Annotated in this window: 21 protein-coding genes; 10 read left to right on the top strand and 11 right to left on the bottom strand. The window is 41.1% G+C overall.

The window, feature by feature from the left end:
* Window positions 1-31 precede the first annotated feature (31 nt).
* Window positions 32-673 (bottom strand): Uma2 family endonuclease, encoded by a 642-nt coding sequence (locus FIS9605_RS0135785; protein WP_026736757.1) that lies wholly within the window; start codon window positions 671-673, stop codon window positions 32-34.
* 307 nt (window positions 674-980) lie between these two features.
* The gene (locus FIS9605_RS0135780; protein ID WP_026736756.1) at window positions 981-2,288 is read right to left on the bottom strand and encodes a pentapeptide repeat-containing protein; all 1,308 of its coding nucleotides are present in this window, start codon (window positions 2,286-2,288) and stop codon (window positions 981-983) included.
* Window positions 2,289-3,574: 1,286 nt separating this feature from the next.
* Here FIS9605_RS0135780 and ffh point away from each other — a divergent pair.
* From ffh to FIS9605_RS0135750, 6 genes are all read left to right on the top strand, one after another.
* Complete coding sequence (ffh, locus tag FIS9605_RS0135775; protein WP_026736755.1) at window positions 3,575-5,035, top strand: signal recognition particle protein; 1,461 nt, start codon at window positions 3,575-3,577, stop codon at window positions 5,033-5,035.
* 295 nt (window positions 5,036-5,330) lie between these two features.
* Entirely contained in the window at window positions 5,331-5,591 is a 261-nt protein-coding gene (rpsP, locus tag FIS9605_RS0135770) for a 30S ribosomal protein S16 (protein ID WP_026736754.1), read from the top strand.
* A complete protein-coding gene (locus FIS9605_RS0135765; RefSeq protein WP_231510601.1) occupies window positions 5,554-5,985 on the top strand; it encodes a KH domain-containing protein in 432 nt (143 codons plus the stop codon). Before rpsP ends, FIS9605_RS0135765 begins: the two co-directional genes overlap by 38 nt.
* Before the next feature lie 424 nt (window positions 5,986-6,409).
* Window positions 6,410-6,586 carry a 30S ribosomal protein S21 gene (gene rpsU / locus FIS9605_RS0135760; protein ID WP_026736752.1) on the top strand — a complete coding sequence of 59 codons (177 nt, stop codon included), beginning with the start codon at window positions 6,410-6,412 and terminating at the stop codon, window positions 6,584-6,586.
* Between the two features lie 197 nt (window positions 6,587-6,783).
* Window positions 6,784-7,737 (top strand): PhoH family protein, encoded by a 954-nt coding sequence (locus FIS9605_RS0135755; protein WP_026736751.1) that lies wholly within the window; start codon window positions 6,784-6,786, stop codon window positions 7,735-7,737.
* Between the two features lie 99 nt (window positions 7,738-7,836).
* Window positions 7,837-8,247, top strand: coding sequence for a ChuX/HutX family heme-like substrate-binding protein (locus tag FIS9605_RS0135750; RefSeq protein WP_026736750.1), 411 nt, complete (start codon window positions 7,837-7,839; stop codon window positions 8,245-8,247).
* A gap of 604 nt (window positions 8,248-8,851) precedes the next feature.
* Here FIS9605_RS0135750 and FIS9605_RS0135745 read toward each other — a convergent pair.
* The 8 genes from FIS9605_RS0135745 to FIS9605_RS0135715 form a co-directional block, all read right to left on the bottom strand.
* Entirely contained in the window at window positions 8,852-9,076 is a 225-nt protein-coding gene (locus FIS9605_RS0135745; RefSeq protein WP_026736749.1) for a hypothetical protein, read from the bottom strand.
* Window positions 9,077-9,113: 37 nt separating this feature from the next.
* Window positions 9,114-9,494 carry a hypothetical protein gene (locus tag FIS9605_RS0135740; RefSeq protein ID WP_026736748.1) on the bottom strand — a complete coding sequence of 127 codons (381 nt, stop codon included), beginning with the start codon at window positions 9,492-9,494 and terminating at the stop codon, window positions 9,114-9,116.
* 144 nt (window positions 9,495-9,638) lie between these two features.
* Window positions 9,639-10,550, bottom strand: a complete 912-nt coding sequence (locus FIS9605_RS40240) for a DUF6262 family protein (protein WP_051470331.1) — start codon at window positions 10,548-10,550, stop codon at window positions 9,639-9,641.
* Window positions 10,543-11,742 carry a tyrosine-type recombinase/integrase gene (locus tag FIS9605_RS39615; RefSeq protein WP_051470329.1) on the bottom strand — a complete coding sequence of 400 codons (1,200 nt, stop codon included), beginning with the start codon at window positions 11,740-11,742 and terminating at the stop codon, window positions 10,543-10,545. The genes FIS9605_RS40240 and FIS9605_RS39615 overlap by 8 nt, the downstream gene beginning before the upstream one ends.
* Window positions 11,743-11,763: 21 nt before the next feature.
* Window positions 11,764-12,330 carry an IS1/IS1595 family N-terminal zinc-binding domain-containing protein gene (locus FIS9605_RS40235; protein WP_051470328.1) on the bottom strand — a complete coding sequence of 189 codons (567 nt, stop codon included), beginning with the start codon at window positions 12,328-12,330 and terminating at the stop codon, window positions 11,764-11,766.
* A complete protein-coding gene (locus FIS9605_RS0135725; protein WP_026736747.1) occupies window positions 12,327-13,430 on the bottom strand; it encodes a tyrosine-type recombinase/integrase in 1,104 nt (367 codons plus the stop codon). The genes FIS9605_RS40235 and FIS9605_RS0135725 overlap by 4 nt, the downstream gene beginning before the upstream one ends.
* Before the next feature lie 327 nt (window positions 13,431-13,757).
* Entirely contained in the window at window positions 13,758-15,419 is a 1,662-nt protein-coding gene (locus tag FIS9605_RS0135720) for a serine/threonine protein kinase (protein ID WP_026736746.1), read from the bottom strand.
* Between the two features lie 149 nt (window positions 15,420-15,568).
* Window positions 15,569-17,632, bottom strand: a complete 2,064-nt coding sequence (locus FIS9605_RS0135715) for a BamA/OMP85 family outer membrane protein (RefSeq protein WP_026736745.1) — start codon at window positions 17,630-17,632, stop codon at window positions 15,569-15,571.
* A gap of 300 nt (window positions 17,633-17,932) precedes the next feature.
* Here FIS9605_RS0135715 and FIS9605_RS0135710 point away from each other — a divergent pair, with 300 nt between their 5' ends.
* Window positions 17,933-19,297: a lipid-A-disaccharide synthase-related protein gene (locus tag FIS9605_RS0135710; RefSeq protein ID WP_026736744.1), complete on the top strand. Its 1,365-nt coding sequence runs from the start codon at window positions 17,933-17,935 to the stop codon at window positions 19,295-19,297.
* A gap of 413 nt (window positions 19,298-19,710) precedes the next feature.
* Here FIS9605_RS0135710 and cysK read toward each other — a convergent pair whose 3' ends face one another.
* The gene (gene cysK / locus FIS9605_RS0135705; protein WP_026736743.1) at window positions 19,711-20,646 is read right to left on the bottom strand and encodes a cysteine synthase A; all 936 of its coding nucleotides are present in this window, start codon (window positions 20,644-20,646) and stop codon (window positions 19,711-19,713) included.
* A gap of 938 nt (window positions 20,647-21,584) precedes the next feature.
* Here cysK and FIS9605_RS0135700 point away from each other — a divergent pair.
* From FIS9605_RS0135700 to FIS9605_RS0135690, 3 genes are read left to right on the top strand one after another with little or no spacing between them, the layout of a single operon-like run.
* On the top strand, window positions 21,585-22,022 hold the full coding sequence (locus FIS9605_RS0135700) for a hypothetical protein (RefSeq protein ID WP_026736742.1): 438 nt from the start codon (window positions 21,585-21,587) through the stop codon (window positions 22,020-22,022).
* Window positions 22,023-22,040: 18 nt separating this feature from the next.
* Window positions 22,041-22,298, top strand: a complete 258-nt coding sequence (locus FIS9605_RS0135695; protein ID WP_026736741.1) for a hypothetical protein — start codon at window positions 22,041-22,043, stop codon at window positions 22,296-22,298.
* 2 nt (window positions 22,299-22,300) lie between these two features.
* Window positions 22,301-22,612, top strand: coding sequence for a hypothetical protein (locus FIS9605_RS0135690; RefSeq protein ID WP_026736740.1), 312 nt, complete (start codon window positions 22,301-22,303; stop codon window positions 22,610-22,612).
* Window positions 22,613-22,811 lie beyond the last annotated feature (199 nt).

Below are 22,811 nucleotides of genomic sequence, written 5' to 3'. Positions count from 1 at the left end.
CTACTATCTACTAACCACTAACCACTAACTACTAACAATTTTTCTGAGTTTGACTTTTAACCCAGTTGCGAAATTCCTTTACTAAATCCAAGTAGTCTTTCTCACCTACCTGTTTTAAAAACCGCGAAATTTCCTGAATAGGCAAACTAGGAAATGCCAAACTATTTTCAACTATTATATATTTTTGATTTTGTAGAATATTAATACTGAAAGAGTTGCCATCATATCGCCAGATTTCCGGTACACCTATATTGGCATAGACTTCCAAGCGGTCTTTAGAACTGCTGGTAATATCAATTTCGACTACTAAATCTGGCGGTGGGTCTTGTTGTAAGTCTATTCTTTTTTTACCTTTAACTGCATTGAGGTTCCTAATATAAAAACATTTGTCTGGTTCTGCTCCACTAAGTTCTGAACGTTTAAAAGTAGTTGAACCCAGGGGGTCAATTCTAACTTCTAGTTCTTCAGCTAGAGTTTCGACAAATCGACCCAGTATTTCTTTATAACGTTCATGTTCGGGTGAGGGAACCATAATTTCTAGATTGCCATGATTGTAAGTAAGCCGTAGGCGTCGATTTGTACTGAGTTCGTTTAACAAAGCTTCATAAGTTTGCCAACTGATACCTGATAAGTGGATGATTTCTTCTGGTTGAATGAGAGTGCTGCTAGTCATAGCAATAATAAACTTTTGCAACAGTAAGGCTGAGGTTATTTGCAACCACAGATGCATACAAATGATTGATCGGTATACATTTGTGTACTATGCAGAAAACCACTTTTACAGGAGTTTATACCTGTAGTTTAATTTTATAAAATTTGCTTGTCTAACTATCCTCATTAGTTATTAGTCTTTGATCATTCGTAGAAACTTTTGACAAAGAACTAATGGGTTAAATAACACGAAATCCCAATTCCTTCTAGATGTCGAATGAGCTTAATCAGTTGAAACTTTAGTCATTATCCACAAAAAAGCGATCGCCCTACTCATCCTCAAATATTGCCCCTCGTAGCTTTAACTCCAACTCCATCTCCGCAGAAAGTCCTTGATTCCAGCCAAATAGAGCATTCTCCACTTTTGCTCCTTTGAAATTTACACCACTCAAATCAGCATTTCTAAGGTCAGCATCTTGAAGATTAGCATTTTCAAAATCTGCATTTCTCAATTCTTGACTCTTATGTTTCTGATTTAAAATTTTCCAAACTAAAAGCCATTTGCTATCTAGTTTTGTTGCCTGATTAATTTTGACACACCTCAAATTAGCTCCACTCAGATTAGCTCCACTCAAGTTGGCACCCTCTAAGTTAGCACCTTCCAAATTAGCATCGCTAAGATTGGCATTATTCAGGTTTACGCCAACTAGCTGAGTATTATTTAAATTGGCATTCTTCAAGTTTGCATTCTTCAACTTGGCATTACTCAGTTGAGCATTCTTGAGAATTGCACAGCTAAGATAAGCATCGCTTAACTTAGCACAGCTCATATAAGCACAGCTAAAATTAGTATTCGCCAGTTGGGCATTGCTCAAGTTGGCATTCCATAGATAAACACTACTGAGATTTGCACTAGTAAGATTTGCATTTATTAACTGGGCATCACTAAGGTTAGCACTGTTGAGATTAACACCCACTAGCTGAGCCTTGCTCAAGTTGGCACTACTTAGGTTGACATCTTGAAGATTTGCATTGCTGAGATTAGCACCTACTAACTGGGTACTGCTGAGATTAGCACCTACTAACTGAGTATTCCAAAGTAGGGCATTGCTGAGATTGGCATCACTAAGGTTGGCATCGCTAAGGTTGGCATCGCTGAGGTTGGCATTACTGAGGTTAGCACCATTGAGGTAGACACTGCCGAGATTAGCACCCATTAGCTGGGCACCGCTTAACTCAGCAAGAATTAAGCTGATATTGCTCAAGCCTTGCTCTCCTACTCTCTGATTGAGAACTTTTTGAAGAATACTCCTGCTCACATCAATTTTTTTTGCTTTGTTAATTTCTGCATTCCTCAGATTGCCATTTTTAAGGAGCGGATCGGGTGATAAATTGTGAGCAAGAGAAGTCGATCGCTCTTGAGACTCATTTTTTAACCACTTCTGTTGATTCCAAACGACGAATACAATTGCTAAGCAAAAACTCAAACCCAGCACCAATGCTGACGGTTTGACATTAGTCAGCAGTAGGATAACTATAAGAACTAAGCCAACCAAAGCCATTTGCCCTAATGATGAAATCAGTCTTACCTTGGCTTCTTCACAGAAATCAATCTTTTTACGGTTGGCTACAGTCATGCACAAATCCTCCATTGCCCTTCCTAAAACTCTACTAAGATCAATCCAAAAGCGATCTGTTATGCGAACTGCAAAGATCAGCCCAAGTATAGAAGTTAAAACTTAACTATATATACTTAAGCAGGTATCAAGTTGCACAACATAAGCTTGATGTTCCAAGTAAACATCAAAAAAATAGAGAAGCTTTTGCTAATCAATTACTCGATTCAAAAATAGTTAGGGCGAGCCTGTTGACTCGGAAATTCCCTAAGTTATCAAAAATGAAGAGGTAGACTTACGTCCCTGATAATATAGTATTATTTTTTACCAATGTACCTGGAATCTTCCAGATGTCAATAGGCAAAATTTTCTTAAACTATTCAATTATGTATTATAAATAACTAATTTTTGCATATTTTACTGAAACTAAATATAGTTATATACCTTTGCTGCTTGGTAAAATGACTTAGGATAGATTAAAATATTGGATTAATATTACACAATTTCATTTTATTCATATTATTTTCTAGCTATATTATCGCTTAAATAAATAATCACATAAAAGTCAATTTCCGCCTTTATTTTAGACAGGAAATATAATACTTTTATTATTTATTGATTGTAGCTAAAATTTTTCAAATAAAATCGAGTAGATAGCTTTAAAATCTCTAGGGTTATTTCTAGCTAATACTAATCAATAAAGGCTAAAATAGAATTGTTAGGGATAAAGATCTTTTTCCAGTTTCAAGTAGAGTATAATCTAGATTTACATGATACATTTAATAATTTTATGAGGATGTCTGAAAAGTTGTTGATAAAACACTATTGCGTTGGAGATACCCCTAAATTCCCCTTAAAAAGGGGGACTTTTGAGAAGGTTTCCCCCCTTAAAAAGGTGGGCAAGGCAGGATATTATACTTCTCAGACATCCTCAATATGAGCACACAATAATTAATCTCTATGAAATGGTAGCTAAGTATACATTCAAAAACCAGTGCTTTTCAGTGAGTTTTTGATATTTTATAGATAAAATGGCCAACTGCGAGAAAGGATTGTATACATAAACTTGCTTTTTTCAGAAATATTCAAAAATCTATATTCAGCTAGTCAAAGACGGTAATCGCCATTGCGGCACGTAGTTATCCCGTCGCAACAGTCGGGATAAAAACTACTAAGCTGGTAAATAACGCCTTTATATTCTGCCAAAATTCTCATCTGTTACGAGAAGTTGCCCTAAGGGCGTCTACATATATACGTGTCTGATGACATTTTCGCTAGCTAATCACCTGTAACCAAATTAATTATCTATGTTCGATGCACTTGCTGACCGTTTAGAAGCTGCCTGGAAAAAACTGCGGGGACAGGATAAAATTTCCCAATCCAATATTCAAGATGCTTTGCGGGAAGTCCGCCGTGCCCTGTTGGAAGCAGATGCAAACCTCCAGGTAGTCAAAGAATTTATTAGCGAAATTGAAACTAAGGCACAAGGAGCCGAGGTAATCGCTGGCGTACGTCCTGACCAACAGTTCATCAAAATTGTTTACGATGAGTTGGTGCAGGTCATGGGGGAAACTAATGTACCCCTAGCGCAAGCCCAAGATCAACCCACGATTGTGTTAATGGCAGGTTTGCAGGGGACAGGAAAAACCACTGCTACTGCTAAGTTGGCTTTACATTTACGGAAATTAGAACGCAGCTGCTTGATGGTGGCAACAGACGTATATCGCCCAGCAGCTATTGAGCAACTCGTAACACTGGGTAAGCAAATCGAGGTACCAGTTTTTGAAATGGGAAGCGATGCCGATCCGGTGGAAATTACGCGACAGGGTGTAGAGCGCGGCAGAGCAGAAGGTGTTGACACTGTAATTATTGACACTGCCGGTCGCCTGCAAATCGACGCAGAGATGATGGCGGAGTTAGCCCGCATCAAAGAAGCCGTCCAACCCCACGAAACTCTCTTGGTGGTGGACGCGATGACTGGTCAAGAAGCAGCAAATCTTACCCGTACCTTCCACGAACAGATTGGTATTACTGGTGCAATTCTCACCAAACTGGACGGTGATAGCCGTGGAGGGGCAGCACTGTCAGTGCGACGGATTTCGGGAGCGCCGATTAAGTTTGTTGGTGTTGGCGAGAAAGTTGAAGCCCTGCAACCGTTTTATCCCGATCGCATGGCATCGCGAATTTTGGGTATGGGCGATGTCCTTACCTTAGTAGAAAAAGCCCAGGAAGAAATTGACTTGGCTGATGCCGAGAAAATGCAAGAGAAAATCTTGACGGCGAAGTTCGACTTCACCGACTTTCTCAAGCAGCTACGCTTGTTGAAAAACATGGGTTCCCTAGGAGGCATCATCAAGATGATTCCAGGGATGAACAAGCTCACGAATGACCAGTTGCAGCAAGGCGAAACCCAGCTCAAGCGCTGCGAAGCGATGATTAATTCCATGACTCCAGCAGAACGCAAAAATCCAGATTTATTGGCTAGTTCGCCCAGTCGGCGACGGCGGATTGCTACTGGGAGCGGTTACAAAGAGGCGGATGTCAGTAAACTGGTAAGTGACTTCCAAAAAATGCGTACTCTTATGCAGCAAATGGGTCAAGGTAGCTTTCCTGGGATGCCGGGAATGTTTGGTGGTGGTATGGGTAGCCCCTACGCAGCAGCAGGAAATCGTCCCGCTCCTCCTGGATGGAGGGGTTATAGTGGCGGCACCGGTGCAAAAAAGAAGCCCAAGAAGGACAAAAAGAAGAAAGGTTTCGGTACTTTATAGTCATTGGTCCTTTGTCATTAGTCATTGGTCATTAGTTTTTGACCAATGACTAATGACAAAGGACAAATGACTATTGACCAATAGCAGTTCAGCCTGTGTAAGTGCTAAAATTAGCATTTTAGCATTGCAAGTTGCGATCCTCTTGATCAAGAAGATCTGACACAAACTCAGGGACAGTTACTTGACTTGGCATAATGCCGTCGCGATTGTCCCTTCAGAAGCACCAAGTAAAGGTGGCTTCCGCATTAACTAGCTGCAAACTCGTTGCTAACAATAGGAGAATAGTCTCTAAACCATGATTAAATTGCGCTTGAAGCGATACGGTAAAAAGCGGGAAGCGAGTTATCGCATAGTCGCTATCAACAGCCTCGCTCGCCGCGATGGTCGTCCCCTGGAGGAACTAGGATTTTACAATCCCAGAACTGATGAAGTGCGACTGGATGTTCCCGGCATCGTCAAGCGACTACAGCAAGGTGCTCAACCAACTGACACCGTGCGTCGCATTTTAGAAAAAGAAAATGTCTTTGAACAGGTCAGTGCAAAAGCCGCTTCCTAAGCTCGGAACAAAATCCCCAGCAGTAAGTCCTGACTACGTTGGGCTAGTACGGTTCTTGATCCAACCGTTTTTAGAATCGCCACAGTCCTTGAGCGTCGATTGTGAAATGTATCACACCCACAAGCGGGTTTGGATTCGCATCGCTTTTGATAGCACAGATAAAGGGAAAGTGTTTGGTCGGGGAGGACGCAACATCCAGGCGATTCGCACAGTCATTGCTGCTGCTGCTGATGCTGCTGGTCACTCAGTATACTTAGATATCTACGGCAGTAATGGTGTTGGTCGGGACGGTGTTTCTTTTGACGAAGAGGGAGAGGAGCGATTGCCGCCGCCCAAACCAAAAGAACGACGCGGTAACGGAAGCCGCCCTGTTGTTAAATCCCGTTCACGCTAGGTTTAACAAAATCGGCATAAGTCCCTAGCTATACAAATGTTAGGTGGGGAGAGACGCCGGACGACGACGAAAATACCCCTTTCAAGGGGTGTTTGAGGAGTTGTCAACCGCTGAACTTGGCAGCCTGTCAATCCAATCTTCAACTAATAGCGTCATTGTCTTCTCCTTGCTAGACGGGGTATTATTCGGTTGTTACTACAATCACAGTCCGCGAAAGCCAAGCGGCACGAACAGAAATCAATATCTGCCTGTGGAAGACGCGCGACTGCCAGTGGACGCTTTGTAAGACCTTCCACCGTACTCGGTACGGACTTCCACAGAAGGCAGAGCGGTTGAAGCTGGAAGCCCCAACCAACCCTTACGGGTATGGTTGTGGGTACTTCACTTGACTCAGATAATCTCTGTAAGGAGGTGAAACTAGGGAGTGGCTGAAGTCCGTTTGGGTGAAAATGAGTCTATTGACTCGGCACTAAGACGTTTTAAAAAGAAAATTCAAAAAGCTGGGATTTTATCCGAAGTCAAGCGCCGGGAAAGATATGAGAAACCCAGTCTGCGCCGCAAGCGCAAAGCGGAAACCGTACGTAAAGGCGGTCGCTTCTAAATGAGGAAAATATCTTTGGTTAAAGTAATTAACCAAAGCTATGTGTGCAACTCAGGGTTTGAAAGCAGTTGTAAAACAAACCTAGCAAAGTAGAGACGTGTAAGCTTTGCTTCGATCTAAGAGGCTGCTCGCGCCTCTACATTTTTATCCGTAATTATTATCTCAGAGGTTATCTGGAAAATTTTACATCAAACACTATGGCAGATGCCTTGAAAATTGAACTGCCGAATATCACAAGCGCGATCGCTCTGGCAGGACAAAGGGAAGAAAATCTTAAAATCCTCTCCAGGCAGACAGGAGCTACACTAGTACTGCGTGGACAAGAATTACACATTTCCGGTACGGTAAAACAAATTGACTTGGCTTGTCGATTAGTGCGATCGCTCGAAGACCTCTGGAGCAAAGGTAATATCGTCTCTAGCGCTGATATTCTCACAGCCCGCCAAGCCCTCGATACTCATCGGGAAGATGAATTGCAAGACTTGCAGCGAGATGTCCTCGCCAAAACTCGCCGAGGCGAAGAAGTCCGCGCCAAAACTTTTCGGCAAAAACAGTATATCCAAGCTCTACGCAAGCAAGACATGATTTTTTGTGTCGGGCCTGCTGGAACTGGCAAAACTTTCTTGGCGGTAGTTGTAGCCGTACAGGCACTCTTGGCCAACCAATATGAAAAGCTGATTTTAACTCGCCCTGCGGTCGAAGCTGGAGAAAGACTCGGTTTTTTGCCTGGAGACTTGCAACAGAAAGTTAATCCCTATCTTCGTCCTCTCTACGATGCCATTAATGAATTCATCGATCCAGAAAAAGTACCATCATTAATGGAAAGAGGTGTGATTGAAGTTGCTCCTTTAGCTTACATGCGGGGACGTACGCTGAATAATGCTTTTGTGATTGTGGATGAAGCCCAAAATACGACACCATCCCAGATGAAAATGGTCTTAACTCGCTTGGGTTTCAATTCTCGCATGGTAGTAACGGGTGATATGACCCAAACTGATTTGGCATCACACCAAGAATCTGGATTAGCAGTAGCCATACAGATTTTAAAACACGTTGAAGGAATTACTTTTTGCGAATTCACTCAAAAAGATGTCGTGCGCCATCCCCTAGTTCAGCGTATTGTTAATGCATATGAACAATATGAAAAATAGTGATTGGTTAGTGGTTGGGAGTTAGTAGTTAGTAGTAAAAATACCAACTACTAACTACTAACTACTAACTAATGACAAATGACAAAGGACAAAGGACAAATGACCAAAACATTAAAAGAATTTTTGGAAGCTTGCGAAACTTTAGGAACTTTGCGTTTGATTGTGACTAGCAGCGCTGCTGTATTAGAAGCACGCGGTAAGGTGGAAAAGCTGTTTTATGCGGAATTGCCTAAAGGTAAATACGCAAATATGCACACGGAAGGTTTTGAATTTCACTTGAATATGGACAAAATAACTCAGGTGAAATTTGAAACGGGTGAAGCAAAGCGAGGTAACTTTACCACCTATGCCATCCGGTTTTTGGATGATAAACAGGAGTCAGCTTTAAGTTTGTTTTTACAGTGGGGTAAGCCGGGTGAATATGAACCTGGGCAAGTAGAGGCTTGGCACACTCTGCGGGATAAATATGGAGAAGTTTGGCAGCCTGCACCTTTGGCAGAAATTGTTTAATGATTAGTAGTTAGTGGTTAGTAGTTAGTAGTAAGGGACAAAAGACAACCAAAAACTAACAACTAACTACTCACTTATCTAAACTGGTAAACTCAAATACATCATACTCGCTTACGTACAGTAGCGATCGCGCTAATTTTATGTGTAATAAATATTATTAATATAGCAATGCGATTTGATTTGGAGAACTTACTCGTGAAGGCAGGGAACTCTTAACAGGAAGTGTACTGAGTTTTTTCAAAAATCAAATAGGAGTCGTATACCAGTTTATGTCGTTTACAGCGTCTACAACGTTACCTAGATAAAGACTCTACGTTGTTGTCATTTTCTACAACGTTGTTCATTCAGCATACTCCTCTATCATCTCTTCAACAATCGCCCTGGCAGAATAATAGTTCCCCGGTAGACCTGGAATGTTCTTAGCGTACCAGTCAACTGACCTACCACCTTCCAGGGCGAGCGGCAACCATTTTGATTAATGCCATTAAAGAACACCAAACAAAAGAACCCTTCGCCTGACAAAGGTAAAGGGAACTAAATGTAAATATTTTGAATGGCGTTTATCACTTTTTAAGTTTGAGCTTTTCTAAAAAATACTCAATCATTATTTTCTTTTAATTTGTTTTACCTTTTTTAATAACTTATGTCCTACATCATTTACCACCCAACAATTGGTTCCTCCACCAACAATTGCGCCTGCAATAGGAATTAACTCTGCTAATTTAATTCCGCCCCTAACACCAACTTTTACTCCTATTGCTTTAAGTATAGGTACTAGTAAGGTTTTGACTAAAGGTTTTAGAGCTATGTCTCTAGCTGTGGCATTCATTCCTATGTCTAAAAGTACAAAAGCTTTATCAGTAAGATTAGAATCTCCTGAAACACCAGCTAAATAAAAAAGCTTTCACTCTATCATCACTAGTGTCAAGACCGTAAATTTCTGCGAGTACACCACACATTTCTACAAGGTGATACATCAATGATGCGATATCTGTTGCTCCAGCAGCTACTGCACCTAAACCACCAAAAATTCCTAAACCTCCGCCCTGTGCTGTCATTTTTGTGGCAGCTTGAAATATCATCTCATTAGCCGCTTTTTCTTTATCCCAACTTTTATCAGACATGAGATCCTGGCGGTATTTCTTAAATCGTGTTGAATCGTATGCAGTGCCTAAAATATTAGCTATAAAACCACCATCACCAAGTTCGGAAAGTGCGTCATCCCACGCATTTGATGAGTGCGTCATTTATTTTAAAATGTTTACATCAAATCAAAAATAACTGCTCTTATCCTCTGTGGTAACGGAAATTTCACTGAAAAAATTAAAAGTAGTGATTTTACTGTAATATTTTCTCTACTTAACTAAACATTTATAGAAAGCTAATGATAGCTAGGTCATTTCCTGTAATCCTTCTAAGGGATACTTAGCAACCATTTCTTCAAAAGGAATCCATTCACCTTCAGGACTACAAACGTGTAGCACTCCTTCAATTTTTGTTGAAGCTACAACTAATCTTTTAGACTGAGCAACTGGAAACCATTCTTTAAAAATATCCAGTTCTGCTTTCTCCTCATACCTTTCATTGGGTATCCAAGTATTTCTGATAGCTTCTGCTAAAAACCCTGCCGGATTGCGTACTTGAGTGATAGATAAAGCTTCTTTGAGTGCATCAATCGCTTTTATTACCGTTTCCTCTGGAACCTCTTCTATTAGCTTTGACAGGGTTGTATTCATTTTTATTTTTAATGCATCTAGTTCAGATTTTATTTTGTCACTGCCACCAGTTTTTTTAGATCGCTTCTTTTCTATTGAGGTTATTTTTGGATTATCTTTTGTTGGCGGAGGTGAGGTATGGCGGCGACATTCATCTAATTGTTGTTTTAAATCTGAATTTTCAGCCTTGAGCCTTTCTGCTAAATCATCAGCACCTTGTAGATGATAAACCCTACCAGCTAACCCTTCATTGATTCTACGAAGTCCTTCTATTTCTGCTCGTAACTTCTTGTTCTCTTCCCTTAAAGTGGAAATAATAACGGATTTAGAATTGTCGGATGCTGCTGGAGGTTGTTTAGATTTAGGTTTTTGCTTTTGCTGGTCACGTAGGGTTTCAATTCTAGTCCTCAAATCTTCCTGCTTGTACAAGTAAGCAGTTGATACGTTAGCAGCTTGAGCGACAGATTTAAAACTGATTATTTGACCCTGTTTTATCATCCTCTCAAGTGCTTTCTCTACTCGTTCTGCCGACTCCTTAGCTTTCTGTGCTGCGCTAGAGCGTAAAGCTTCTATTTTCCTATTAGTCATTGTCTGCCTCCAAGGTTTTAATGACTTTCTCTAAGTTTTCTTTGATCGGCGTATTCTTATTAACTTGCAGTTGCCAACCACAGTTCCGAGCTTTTTCTAAAACGCTATTAGTACGCTCTAAGGTATCTTTTAGAATGGGCAGGAAGTTTTTATTAGTCCTCCAATGTGGGCAGTTGTAGCAACCATCAAAACCAGGAATATCACAATCACCTAATAGTTTGGGTCTAGCACAGTAACCATGCTCTAATGCTCTGGCTTGTACATTCTTCTTGAACCATTCCAAGTCATCATTACTAGAAAGTATTGTTGAGTCTAGCTCAACAGATTCACCTTGGAAATTAACTACTTTTGATTCGTGATATTTTTCAATTTCTTTTTTGAGGGTGTCATCATGAATGTGAGCATATACCATTGTCATCTCTGGCGACTCATGACCTAAATAACGCTGAATAATATGTTGGGGAACACCAGCATTAATCATTCGAGTGCCAACAGTATGCCTAAACTGATGACTTTGAAAATTCCAGACCTTACCAGATTTATCTTTGATTTGAAATCTTTGAGCTAAAGCATTTAGATGTCTGCTAAAAGCTTGAGCAGACATTATTTGTTTTACACCAATAAATACCCCTTTATACTGTCCTTTTGTGTATCCCCGTGTTCTACCACAAAATAAATACGAGAAGTCATTACCAAATAACTGTTTTATATATGCTTGTTGTTCTTGAATAACTTTAGCTAACTCATTGCTGATAGGTTTAGTATGCTCTTTATTCATCTTGTACATTTGATATTGAATGTGCCAACCTCCCTTTCCATCAGATTTTAAACAATCTAGTTTTAGTCTAATTAATTCCCCTACTCTAAATCCACATTCTATATTAACTAGAACCATTCGCATTACAGATTCAGGTAAATTATCTAAATGCTGAATAAGCTGTGTCATTACTTCCTCTGGAATGAATCTAGGAAGTCTTTTAGTTTTCTTTAACCAGTCTTCAGGTCTAACTAAAGCAGGCTCAATCTTAAACCAGTGATTAAGAATTCCTGTTTCAAAGAAAGTTTTGAGGGTCGATATACAATGGGTATGCATTGAATAAGAATATTTATTAGTTTTTAAGTACGCAAAAAACTGTATCACCAAACTCCTATTAATACCTTCAAATTCTTGGTTAAATTTTATTTCTTCCAAAAAATTAGAAAAAATGTTAATCTAACCTACTTTATTACGTAAAGTACTAAAGGCTAGTCTAGTACTAGACTGATAGAGAATGAATTTTTTCAAGTAGTATTTAAGCCAAGGTTGTTGAATACAAGAAAAATTAATTTTGTCATGAGAGTGGACTCCTTTCTCATAACCTAGATGTTCAGTAGTCCAAATATCGTGGTTAAAATCAAACTTTTTCGGAGCAATTAGAATATCAGGTCTTTCTGCGTTAATTGTAAATGTTTTATTACAGTCTCTGCATTTGCATGTTTGTTTTCCTGCTTTTTTAATACCTGCTCGAATAAAATTTTTACTGTTACACCATCGGCAGCTTACGTTATCAAGTTTTAAATCATCTCTACCAAAAGGGTTCAGAGTGTATGTACGTTTACAATCTTTACATCGGTAATGTTGTTTGTTTGAAATTGTGCCATTTAACCAGTATTTTATACTGCCACAATGCGGACATTTAATTTCTCTAATTTCTTCATCTGGATTAGGATTGTTTTGCTTTAATACTTGCATTTCTACAGAAGAATATAACGAGTCTTGAACAACTGGTTCTTTTTTCATTTTGATTCTTCCTGTTGTGCTAAGTATTTTTTGTATTCTTCAATCATGTCTTCATTAGAAAGATGAATATAAGTGTTAACCGTTGTCTGTATGTCAGCGTGACCTAATCGCTTTTGTACATATGACATATCCCACCCTGCACGAATTAATTCTGTTGCATGGGTATGCCTTAATAGGTGAGGATTAACTTTAAAACCTATCTTTTTAGACAGTCTTCTAAATAAGCTATCAACAGTTTTATACGTTAATGGTGTACCAACCTCACCCTTAGCCGGAGCTTTTGTGACTACAAAAACAAAGTCGCAGTCAACATCTTCTGGGTACTCATCAATTAAATAAGCTGAATACCATTGCATGAGTTCTTTACTAACATGAACTGTCCTTTCTACCCCAGACTTAGCTCTAACATGATTAACGTTGTCCAACCTTGGTACAACATGAAGTTCATTGGTTTTACCAGTAACCATATCTTCATGTCTTAACCCTAATGCTTCACCTATTCGTAGTCCTGTTTCGTATAGCAGCCTAATTAAAAACTTGTCCCGCAATGTGTTACAAGTTTCAACTAATGTATTGACTTGTTCAGGTGTTAAACATCCGGGATATGTCTTTGGTTCTTTTATCTTTAATAACCGGGTTTTAACCTCTTTACCTTTGCTAATGTGATGTAAAAAAGACTTGTACTTACGCCCTGGTTGCAATTGATAGCGATAAGAATCAATCCCTTTAGCTATTGCTATACGTTCTTGAAACTCATAGAATCCACAAACAGTTGTTAGGCAGTGATTAATAGTCTTTTCAGAACGTTTGGAAACTTGTGGCTCAATAAATAAAACTCCAGAATTAGGGTTTCTCAACCAGTGGATAAAGTTTGATAGCTGCTCCAAATCAATTTCGAGCCAATCTAGCTTTGAGTCTCGCAGAAACTCCCAGAACAGCTTGAGGTTGTGAGCATAGGTCCCAATAGTGTTTGGAGAGCGCCCTAAGCTATCCAGGTAGTGTAGGTATTTTTGAATTGGCTCAATAGGTAAATAATCATCATCTAACACCATCCAAACTGGACGGTCTGTGTCGGGGAGGATACCCTTTTGGACTTTCATCCTCACTCACTCTGAATATCGATGTTTACATTATAGACTTAGATAATTAATTTATATATATGTAAAAACAGCGTAGCGATAAAACTTCATATCAGCTACGCTGTTGTTGTTGTTATTTATAATTTAATAAGACATAAAATGCAGCCGCCAACATTATCAAAAAAGTAGCCATACAGCTAGGAATCAAACTAGCCGAGGTGGGTAGAGGGAGCTTGACACTCCCACAACGATTTGATTTGTTTACCAGATTAGATAAATCATATCGTAAACGTTGCGGAGTGGTTCTTTTAGAACCCGTAGCAACAACAGTTTAGAATCCCCCTTTTTCTAAAAGGGGGAGATGTCAACAGATTCTGGCATTTCTACATTATTTGTATCTGCTTCAACTTCGTTTTGTGGTCTCTGTTCACCTTTACCCTCAGTGTTAAAATTTTGGTTCACTTCCTGTGTTGGCACTACAACAGCAGGGGAATTTGATCGCTGTGATTCCCTATTTGCTGGCGATACTGGTACAACAACAGAATTAGATTCTTTTGTAGGTTGCGGTGAAGGAAAAATTTTATCTTGTAAAGGAAAACTTTTACTAGAAGATGGTGATGCTGGCTGATTGACTGAGGATGGAGAAGGAGATTTTTGGCGAGAGTCGCGGATAACTCGCAGTCTTTCTACTAGAGAAGGTGATGGAGATGTTTTGGGTGTAGCAGATGATGGAGTTTGTTCTGGGGATTGGCGGTCTTGCGATTCTTCTGTAGTGTTGCGAGTTGAGGATTCTGATTGTGAGGAACGCCGATTGCGATTGCGCTGTCTGGAGGATGCAGATGACTGTGAAGAGGTGTTAGTCTCGGCAGGTGTAGGAGAAGGTGTGTCTGTAGATGGTATTTCCGCAGAGGTATCTTGACTGGGTTGTTCAAAAACAGGCTTTGGAGGTGGTTGCTGAGGCTTGTTGAACATGGTAGTAATACCAAAACCTGCTGTGGCAGCAATAAAGGCTACACCCGCGCCAAGTAATACTTTGGACGATCGCACTTTATTACCGATGGGAGTGATATTCCCAAACAGTGATGAATTTTGCTTTTGACTTGCAATCTTTGGTTTGGGCGAGTTAGCTTGACGCTGTTGGGCAGATAAATCAATGGTTGGCACTGTTTGCGTAACTACTGGTAGTGGCAAAGGATTTGTGCCATCGTTTGGTAGCAGTTTCAGCCACTCTGCCACTGTTTGCGGGCGGAACTTTGCCTCAATTGCCATACCGCGCATCACAGCCTGATTAACAGCAGCACTCAAGTGGGGTTGCAACTCACGAGGCGCAGGCATTTGTTCGCGATCACGCAGGAGTGCAGGCATAGGTACTTGTCCTGTCAACAGTGAATACAGTGTTGCTGCTAAGCCGTAAACATCCGTTGCAGGTGTGCGCGGTGCTTGGGATAGATACTGTTCAATTGGGGAATAGCCTTCAGATACCATGCCCGTGTGAGTCTGTCTCACCCCACTATTAAACTCACGGGCAATGCCAAAATCTATCAGCACTACTTCCTGAGTTCCCTGGCGGAGGATGATATTATCCGGTTTCACATCCCGGTGCAGCAAACCATTTTGATGCACCACCTGTAAGGCCGCCCCAATTTGACGGATGTAATGAATTGCTGTAGCTTCTGGCAAAGGTATTCCTGGCAAAACGTATGCCTCTCCCAAAGTTTCACCCGGGATGTATTCCATCACCATGTATGGCAGCCCAGTTTCAACAAAAAAGTCGCTGACTCGGACAATATTGGGGTGGACACATGTAGCCAAGCGTCTGGCCTCATCCTGAAACTGGCGCTCAAACTTACCAAAATCAGGATGTTGTCGCAGCTTTTCATTTAGGGTTTTAATCACCACTATCTGATTTAGGTAGTGATGAGTCGCTTTGAAAGTAATACCAAAGCCACCCCGACCAATTTCTTGGTCCAACGTATACTTTCCACCCTGCAATTGTGTACCAGCTAGCATAGTGTTTTAGATTCGGGATTTGAGAAATGAGTCTGGGCAATCCATTTTTAGATTTTAAATTAGGGTTAAATATTATCCTAATCTGAAGTCAAGAGTCCAAATTTTCCTCTTGACTATTGATTTTGGACTCTTGACTCCGTATAGCGGATTTAAAAACGCTGACCAACACCAAAGTGAAATTTGCTTTCACCTTGGTCGTTAATCCCATAGTCAGCCCGAAGTAAGCCCAAGGGAGAATCAAAGCGTACACCAGCTCCATAACCAAAACCAATGCCTGGTTTAGCACGTACTCCTGCTGGGTCTCCTAATACAGTATCACCAGAACCTAAATCAGAGGCAAAATCAGCGAACACCACACCGCCAAAAGCCTTCCAGACTGGAAAGCGGTATTCTGCCGAAGCCAATACATAACTCCGACCACTGCCAACCTGACCAGAATCATAACCACGCACAGAATTAGGCCCTCCCAAGTTAAAAGTTTCATAAGGCGGCAAATCGCCAATCACTGTCCCGGCTTGGACATTCAGGGCAAATACCTGTGGCTTTTGAGATTTAAATACTTGAATGGGCACAAATTGACTGTAATTCGCTTGCAGGCGATTCATGGAAATTTCACCCTGACCGAGGGGTACTGATTGTTCGGTACTCAAACGCAGCACAGAACCTTGAGTAGGATTGGCGAGATTATCCCGGTTATCTTTGCTAGCACTGAAAGATACAGTTGTTAGGTCGTCAATGCCAGTACCGCTAAACGATAGGGGATTACCTTGGGTATCAAAGGAGGTAATTTTGCCATCGCGATCGCGGATGCTGGTACGGGTATAATTGAATCCCAAGCTTGTATCCCAACCGTCAATCGGTCGCTGGAAACTGAAACCACCACCAAATTGACCTTCTCGAACTTTGTCACCATTTGCTAATTTAATCTCGTCATCAAAAGTATCTGACATTCCCCGTTGGCGGAAAGCATTGATACTATAACCGAGGCGATCGGGGTTGCTAGCACGATAGGGACTGGTAAACTTACTATCAAACTGTAGATCGCGCGCACCAACTTGGAGATTCGTACTTAAATTATCGTTAATGCCACCAACATTTTGGTCTTGATAGGTAAAACTGCCCACTAGACCTTGATCGGCACTATAGTTGCCTCCCACATTTACAGAACGTGCGCCCTTTTCCTGAAGTTGGTAAATAACATCCAGCTTTGACGCATCTCCTTCTAATGCCACATTCACGTTATCGAACAAGCCTAGCTGATACAGCTGCTGCAAGTCTTGCTTGACTAAATTTTCTTGAAAAAGCGTACCTGGTTTGAGTTTTAACTGCTGTTGCAGGAAATCTGTTTTCGTGCGTCCCGCTATTGGTTTACCTTGCTCATCAACCGCCTGTCCTTTATCGTTAACGAAGCGAAACTTTATATCGCCTACTACGCCTTCTGCCACATTCACAGTTAAGATACCTGTGGGACTCGGTTTGATCGACAACACCCGCGCCACGTTATAACCATTGTCTGCGTACCACTGATTAATTTGTTGTACTGCTTGCTGCAAACCAGCAGGACTAATTGGCTTTCCAACTTGAGACTGGAAGGGTTGCAAGGCTTGCTGATAAGTGAGTGCTTTAGCACCAGAAAGTTGCAGCGATCGCACCATCACTGGTTGCACTTGATACACTACATTTAACCCTGTATTGGTGCTGCGGCTATTGACGCTAGCATTGGCAAATAATCCAGTTTCTAAAATTGCCGCTACATCTCGTTGTAATTGCGTTTGGCTAGTTTCACTGCCAACTTGGGTTTTAATGATACTGCTAACAATCTGTTGTAATTCTGGTGTTGCCCCAACGATTTGTACATCTGTAGCTGTGACAACTAAGTCATTGTTTACAGTTTGTGTCCCCGCGTCCCCGCGTCGGAGTGTCCCCGCGTCTATTTGATTTCCCGTGTGATTTTGCGTAGTTATCACCACAGATTTATTACCGGCACTACTTTGCACGCTAGTGGTTTTCTGGGAAAATTGTTCTGTTACTAGCATTTCAGGCGATGCGATCGCACTTACTTGTACAGGCTTGGCTTCTGTGAATGGAACTACCACGTTTGCTGTTTTTTGAGTCTGAGTAGAAGCATCAGCAGGTGCAGCTATTGCTTGCTCAGTCAAATTACCAGTGGCTAAAGTAGCTAAAGTAAAAATTGCAGCAGAAGAAACTCGCATAATATCTTAGTTTGATTAAACTGGAAGTTAGTTTGTCCTTTTGTACTGAGGTTAGGCTGTGGGGATAATACTAACTACCAGTCCCCTCCACTTCCTTACGGATTTATACGCCATTTATCCCTCTTGCTCTTAAAGACAGTAAAATACGATCTTTTGTTTCTACCTAGTTCGACGTGAACTGCGTATACAAAAATTTGGTAATAGGGTTGGGGCAATGGGTGAGAATTATGAATCTTAATGCTGAAAATTTCATAATTTATAATTCATAATTCATAATTCATAATTCATAATTTTTTCCATATGAGTGATGTATCTCCTTTACCCCTAACCTCTAAAATCAAAGAAACAACTTCTCGCCTGCGACTGTTGGTTTTAAGCAATGGCCACGGCGAGGATGCGATCGCAGTTCGCATTTTAAAAGAACTCCAATGGCAACCTCATCCACCAGAAATTTTTGCTTTGCCCTTAGTAGGTGAAGGACACGCTTACCAAAAGTTGGAAATTCCCCTGATTGGTTCGGTACGTACCATGCCTTCTGGTGGTTTTATCTACATGGATGGACGCGAATTTATGCGCGATCTCCGTGGGGGCTTATTGCAACTTACTTTCAACCAAATTCAAACTGTACGCCACTGGGTAAGTTTTCAACAAAAATTGGGCAACAACAGCGCCATTTTAGCTGTAGGGGATATTGTACCGTTATTGTTTGCTTGGCTCAGTAATACTAACTATGCCTTTGTTGGCACGGCGAGATCGGAATACTACGTACGAGATGAAAAGGGGTTATTAAAACGCAAAAACAAAGCCACATGGTTGGAAAATTTTTCCGGTTCAGTTTATCATCCTTGGGAACGTTGGCTAATGAGTCATAGCCGCTGCAAGGCAGTGTTTCCCCGAGATTCTCTGACGACTAAGATATTGCAAAGGTGGCCTATTCCCGCTGTTGATGTGGGCAACCCAATGATGGATGGTTTGGAACCAACATTTCCCACCGCACGGTTTTATAGTAGCAATGTCGAACAGCAAGAATTAGCTAGACCGCTGATTATAACTCTCTTGCCTGGCTCTCGTGCCCCAGAAGCCTATGCTAACTGGCAGAAAATTTTGATTGCAGTGTCTGCATTGATGGCCTCTTTCCAAGAACAAGATTGGCTAGCGCCCACTCGTGGAACATTAGTATTTTTAGGTGCGATCGCCCCCGGTTTACATTTTGTCAGCATACACCAAATTCTCCAATCCCACGGCTGGCGTTCTCACTCCAACTCTCCCGTTCAAATTCCTGATGCTGAAGCCTTGGTATTTAAGCAAAGAAATGCATATTTTATCTTGACACAAAGAGCTTATAACGACTGCTTGCATTTGGGAGATTTGGCGATCGCGATGGCGGGAACAGCGACAGAACAATTTGTGGGTTTGGGTAAACCCGCGATCGCCATTCCTGGAAATGGGCCGCAATTCAATCCCAAGTTTGCCGAAGCCCAGAGTCGTCTATTGGGGCCAAGTTTAATTTTAGTAGAACAACCCGATGAAGTTCCACAGGTAGTGCGATCGCTGTTTGCCAACCCAGACGAACTGCACGTTATTGCTGAAAATGGCTTGCGACGGATGGGCAAAGCAGGTGCATCCAGGCGGATCGCAGAATGTTTAATGAAGAGGCTGTATTAATTTAAGTATGTCTTTGCGTAAAAAAGTAGCGTTTTTAAACGCAGAGGGGAGGCTGCGCGTTGCGGGGGTTCCCGAGCCACTGCGTTGCGCGGGTTCCCCGCGTTGTAGCACGTGGCGTCCCGTTGTAGCGACTGCCGTCGCGCAGAGTCAGCGCAGAGGTTCGCAGAGTATTTCAGAATAGTATTCGCTAGGGATTTATGAAATGTTGTACTAAGTACAGCTTTGCGTAAAAAAGTAGCGATTTGAAACTCAGAGTGGCAAGGGATATGTAGAAGATAGGGAGGTGGGGAGACGGGGGAGTGGAGGAGTGGGAGAGAGGGGAGGTGGGAGAGTGGGAGAACCGGAGGTGGGAAATTGGGGAGAATATAAAACCGGACTCTCCCATCACCCCATCCCCCCAAACAGTCTACCGTTTACCAATTTTGAAACATCGGCGTACTAAGATAACGTTCTCCAAAGGAAGGTTGAATCATTACAATTAAACGATCTGCATTTTCTGGACGTTTAGCTACTTGTATCGCTGCACATAGATTTGCACCTGAAGATATACCAGACAGCAAACCTTCTTCTCTTGCCAAACGTCGCCCAAATATCATCGCCTCTTCGTCGCTGACTGTTATCACTTCATCAATCAAATCTGTGCGGAGAACTTCTGGAACAAATCCAGCACCAATACCTTGAATTTTATGCGATCCCGGTTGACCGCCAGAAAGGACGGGACTATTTTTGGGTTCGACTGCGATCGCCATAAAGTTGGGTTTGCGTGGTTTAATTACTTCAGCTATACCTGTAATTGTTCCACCAGTACCTACTCCTGCGATCGCGATATCTACTTGTCCATCTGTATCAGCCCAAATTTCCTCTGCGGTAGTTTCTCGGTGAATTTTTGGGTTGGCTGGGTTACGAAACTGTTGCAGCATATAGGTATTGGGAGTATTAGCCACAATTTCTTCAGCTTTGCAAATTGCCCCTCTCATCCCCTCTGTTCCTGGCGTTAACTCTAAAGCTGCACCATAAGCTTTCAGCATTGCTCGTCGTTCTAAGCTCATGGTTTCGGGCATAGTCAAAATTAAACCATAACCAAGCGCCGCCGCTACCATCGCTAGTCCAATTCCCGTATTTCCAGAAGTTGGCTCGACTAAAATACTTTTTCCCGGCTCAATCAAACCAGCTATTTCTGCTGCTTCTACCATACTTGCAGCAATGCGATCCTTCACCGAAGCTGCTGGATTCATTCCTTCCAGTTTAACCACAATCTTGCCCACACACCCCTCTGCTTGAGGAATTTTATTCAACTGAACTAATGGAGTGCATCCAATTAGTTCAGTAATATCACGAGCAATTCGCATGAATATAACTCCTAAAAATATGGGTGACAGAGAGTAGAGGATGGATATTGAATTTATTAACTATTTTTGGGACTTCCAAATAAAAAAATATCCCAAATTTTCTTGTGGGATGGGTGTCCCCACCCGTCCCATCCCAGGGGCGGGCAGGATGCCCACCTCACGGGATAATTTATTTCTTGGAAGTCCCTTTTGGTTTAATCACTAAATATTTTAAAAATTAGCTTGATTTATTGCTGAATTTTTCAGAATATCTTTAATATCATATGCAATGTAAAAAAAACAATAATATTATACGATTAATTTATATTTTTATAGTTCATGAAATGTATCTCTTTCAGTAAAAAATTAATCTTTATTTTGACTTTTACCCAAATTTTATCTACCTCCTATTTCCTATTCCCTGTTCCCCATTCCCCCAACCCTATTTTCTATCTGAGTACATCAATGCCAGCACCCCACTTCAAAAATGCGAGTACCTACACCCCAAAAATACTAGTACCCATACCCCAAAAAATTTTTTGAGTACTGTTGAGATAGGAACTACAAGCTTTGAGTGCAAATTTAATTAGTTTAATAATTTTGATCCGCCGCAGAAAAACTCTTCTGAGCTAAGGCAGCTGCTATAAAACCTATAGGATTTACGCAGAGATTCCCCTCTACCCCCCCCTGCAAAGGGGGGGACTTCTTAAGCCCTCACGATTGTAAGCAAAATCAAGCAAGACATGAGCGGCTTTAAATGCGTAAGTTCAAGTTCAAAATTCTAGCCCGACTAAAAATGGGGATGGAATTGTGTTAAGTACGAGCATCACAAATTCATCCCCAAAGTGAAAAGATGCTTTCTGAGTATGGTACGGCTTAACTTTTGGGTGTTCATACCTTAATTACCAATAAAGTTTCTGTCTCACAGGGTGCAGACTGCCTAGCAAGGAAGAGCCAAAATGAGACTACAACTTTTAAAGTTTCTAACGGTTGGTTTGCTAACTTTAATCGTGCTTTCACCTGAGCTAGTAGTATTGAGTGTGGTTTGGGAGCAACATATGCAGCTAGTAGAAATACAGCATTTAGCCTGTGAAGTAAATGAAATTCATGCTGGCAGCCAAAATACTAGCACGTTGCCTCTTGAACTAGCAGGTAAAAATTTTGCTCAAGATTCGGCTGGTATCAAAATATTTGATATCAAACTTCCCCATACTTTACTGACTTCTGCTCAATTATACAAAGTTGTCGATTTCTTGAAATGGTTCTTTTTGTTGTTCCCAATATGTCTGGGAATTTTCTTTTTTTTGTACGACAGATATCTTGTTTATCGTGCTGAAATTTTTCAACAACAAGTGGAGATGCTAGAGCGACTGTGGCATGAAAGTATTGAGCAGTAGGCAATTCAACATAAAAAAATGATGATGACGGAAGAACGCCAAAATCTGTATTTTGATTTAATTGATAAATTACTCACTTGTCCCAATGGGCAGGAACCAGAAATTTTAGAAGCCAACTCAGAATTACTTGATGCTGGCTTTATACAGACAATGCTACAAGTAGCAGCTGTATTTGCACATCAAGGTAATGAAGATGGAGCAAAGTTTTTAATTCATGTTGCTCGCGAATTATCTAAGCAACTGGGATTATATCCTGAAGTTCCAAATAAGGAGTAAATATGCTATTGACTGCAACTGACGCAGGACAAATTGCGTTAGAGTTTCTCATGGCTGAGTGGAACGTTTTAGAAGAAAACAGAGAGTGGTTTGTAATTGTTAACTCTCGTCTAATCGGTCAAAGTTGGTACATTGTAGAACTAGCAGTAGAAGGATTTCCCGATCGGTGGTATATCCAAGTTTATGATACGGGAGAATGCGATCCTAACTATACATTTATCTCTCCTATTCGTGGCTCAGAAGGATATACTGATTTGACAGATCTGCCACATTTGGTAGCTGAAGTTTTAGTGTCTGAGCGCAATGTTCGTTAGGATACAGAAATAAGGGATAAAAATTTTTATAAGTGTGTGTTGTTCTGTTTGTAATGAGCGCTATAGTTTCATTGGTTATTTCCGTTGAAGTAGTGCTCACTACAAACTTATATACTTTTTGATTTTCTATCTAAAAATAGAAGCAACTTTGCTATCAAAAGATTTGTATATATCCAAAGTAAAATTAGATAATATTTAG

The sequence above is a fragment of the Fischerella sp. PCC 9605 genome, assembly GCF_000517105.1.
Classification (GTDB): domain Bacteria; phylum Cyanobacteriota; class Cyanobacteriia; order Cyanobacteriales; family Nostocaceae; genus PCC9605.
The sequence above is the reverse complement of the archived record's forward strand: the minus strand, read 5'-3'. Positions and strand labels throughout refer to the sequence as shown.

What these genes read in the sequence shown, in the direction of transcription:
- FIS9605_RS0135785 (WP_026736757.1), bottom strand. Translation starts at nt 673, where the DNA reads ATGACTAGCAGCACTCTCATTCAACCAGAAGAAATCATCCACTTATCA.
- FIS9605_RS0135780 (WP_026736756.1), bottom strand. Translation starts at nt 2,288, where the DNA reads ATGACTGTAGCCAACCGTAAAAAGATTGATTTCTGTGAAGAAGCCAAG.
- ffh (WP_026736755.1), top strand. Translation starts at nt 3,575, where the DNA reads ATGTTCGATGCACTTGCTGACCGTTTAGAAGCTGCCTGGAAAAAACTG.
- rpsP (WP_026736754.1), top strand. Translation starts at nt 5,331, where the DNA reads ATGATTAAATTGCGCTTGAAGCGATACGGTAAAAAGCGGGAAGCGAGT.
- FIS9605_RS0135765 (WP_231510601.1), top strand. Translation starts at nt 5,554, where the DNA reads ATGTCTTTGAACAGGTCAGTGCAAAAGCCGCTTCCTAAGCTCGGAACA.
- FIS9605_RS0135755 (WP_026736751.1), top strand. Translation starts at nt 6,784, where the DNA reads ATGGCAGATGCCTTGAAAATTGAACTGCCGAATATCACAAGCGCGATC.
- FIS9605_RS0135750 (WP_026736750.1), top strand. Translation starts at nt 7,837, where the DNA reads ATGACCAAAACATTAAAAGAATTTTTGGAAGCTTGCGAAACTTTAGGA.
- FIS9605_RS0135745 (WP_026736749.1), bottom strand. Translation starts at nt 9,076, where the DNA reads ATGAATGCCACAGCTAGAGACATAGCTCTAAAACCTTTAGTCAAAACC.
- FIS9605_RS0135740 (WP_026736748.1), bottom strand. Translation starts at nt 9,494, where the DNA reads ATGACGCACTCATCAAATGCGTGGGATGACGCACTTTCCGAACTTGGT.
- FIS9605_RS40240 (WP_051470331.1), bottom strand. Translation starts at nt 10,550, where the DNA reads ATGACTAATAGGAAAATAGAAGCTTTACGCTCTAGCGCAGCACAGAAA.
- FIS9605_RS40235 (WP_051470328.1), bottom strand. Translation starts at nt 12,330, where the DNA reads ATGAAAAAAGAACCAGTTGTTCAAGACTCGTTATATTCTTCTGTAGAA.
- FIS9605_RS0135725 (WP_026736747.1), bottom strand. Translation starts at nt 13,430, where the DNA reads ATGAAAGTCCAAAAGGGTATCCTCCCCGACACAGACCGTCCAGTTTGG.
- FIS9605_RS0135720 (WP_026736746.1), bottom strand. Translation starts at nt 15,419, where the DNA reads ATGCTAGCTGGTACACAATTGCAGGGTGGAAAGTATACGTTGGACCAA.
- FIS9605_RS0135715 (WP_026736745.1), bottom strand. Translation starts at nt 17,632, where the DNA reads ATGCGAGTTTCTTCTGCTGCAATTTTTACTTTAGCTACTTTAGCCACT.
- FIS9605_RS0135710 (WP_026736744.1), top strand. Translation starts at nt 17,933, where the DNA reads ATGAGTGATGTATCTCCTTTACCCCTAACCTCTAAAATCAAAGAAACA.
- cysK (WP_026736743.1), bottom strand. Translation starts at nt 20,646, where the DNA reads ATGCGAATTGCTCGTGATATTACTGAACTAATTGGATGCACTCCATTA.
- FIS9605_RS0135700 (WP_026736742.1), top strand. Translation starts at nt 21,585, where the DNA reads ATGAGACTACAACTTTTAAAGTTTCTAACGGTTGGTTTGCTAACTTTA.
- FIS9605_RS0135695 (WP_026736741.1), top strand. Translation starts at nt 22,041, where the DNA reads ATGATGATGACGGAAGAACGCCAAAATCTGTATTTTGATTTAATTGAT.
- FIS9605_RS0135690 (WP_026736740.1), top strand. Translation starts at nt 22,301, where the DNA reads ATGCTATTGACTGCAACTGACGCAGGACAAATTGCGTTAGAGTTTCTC.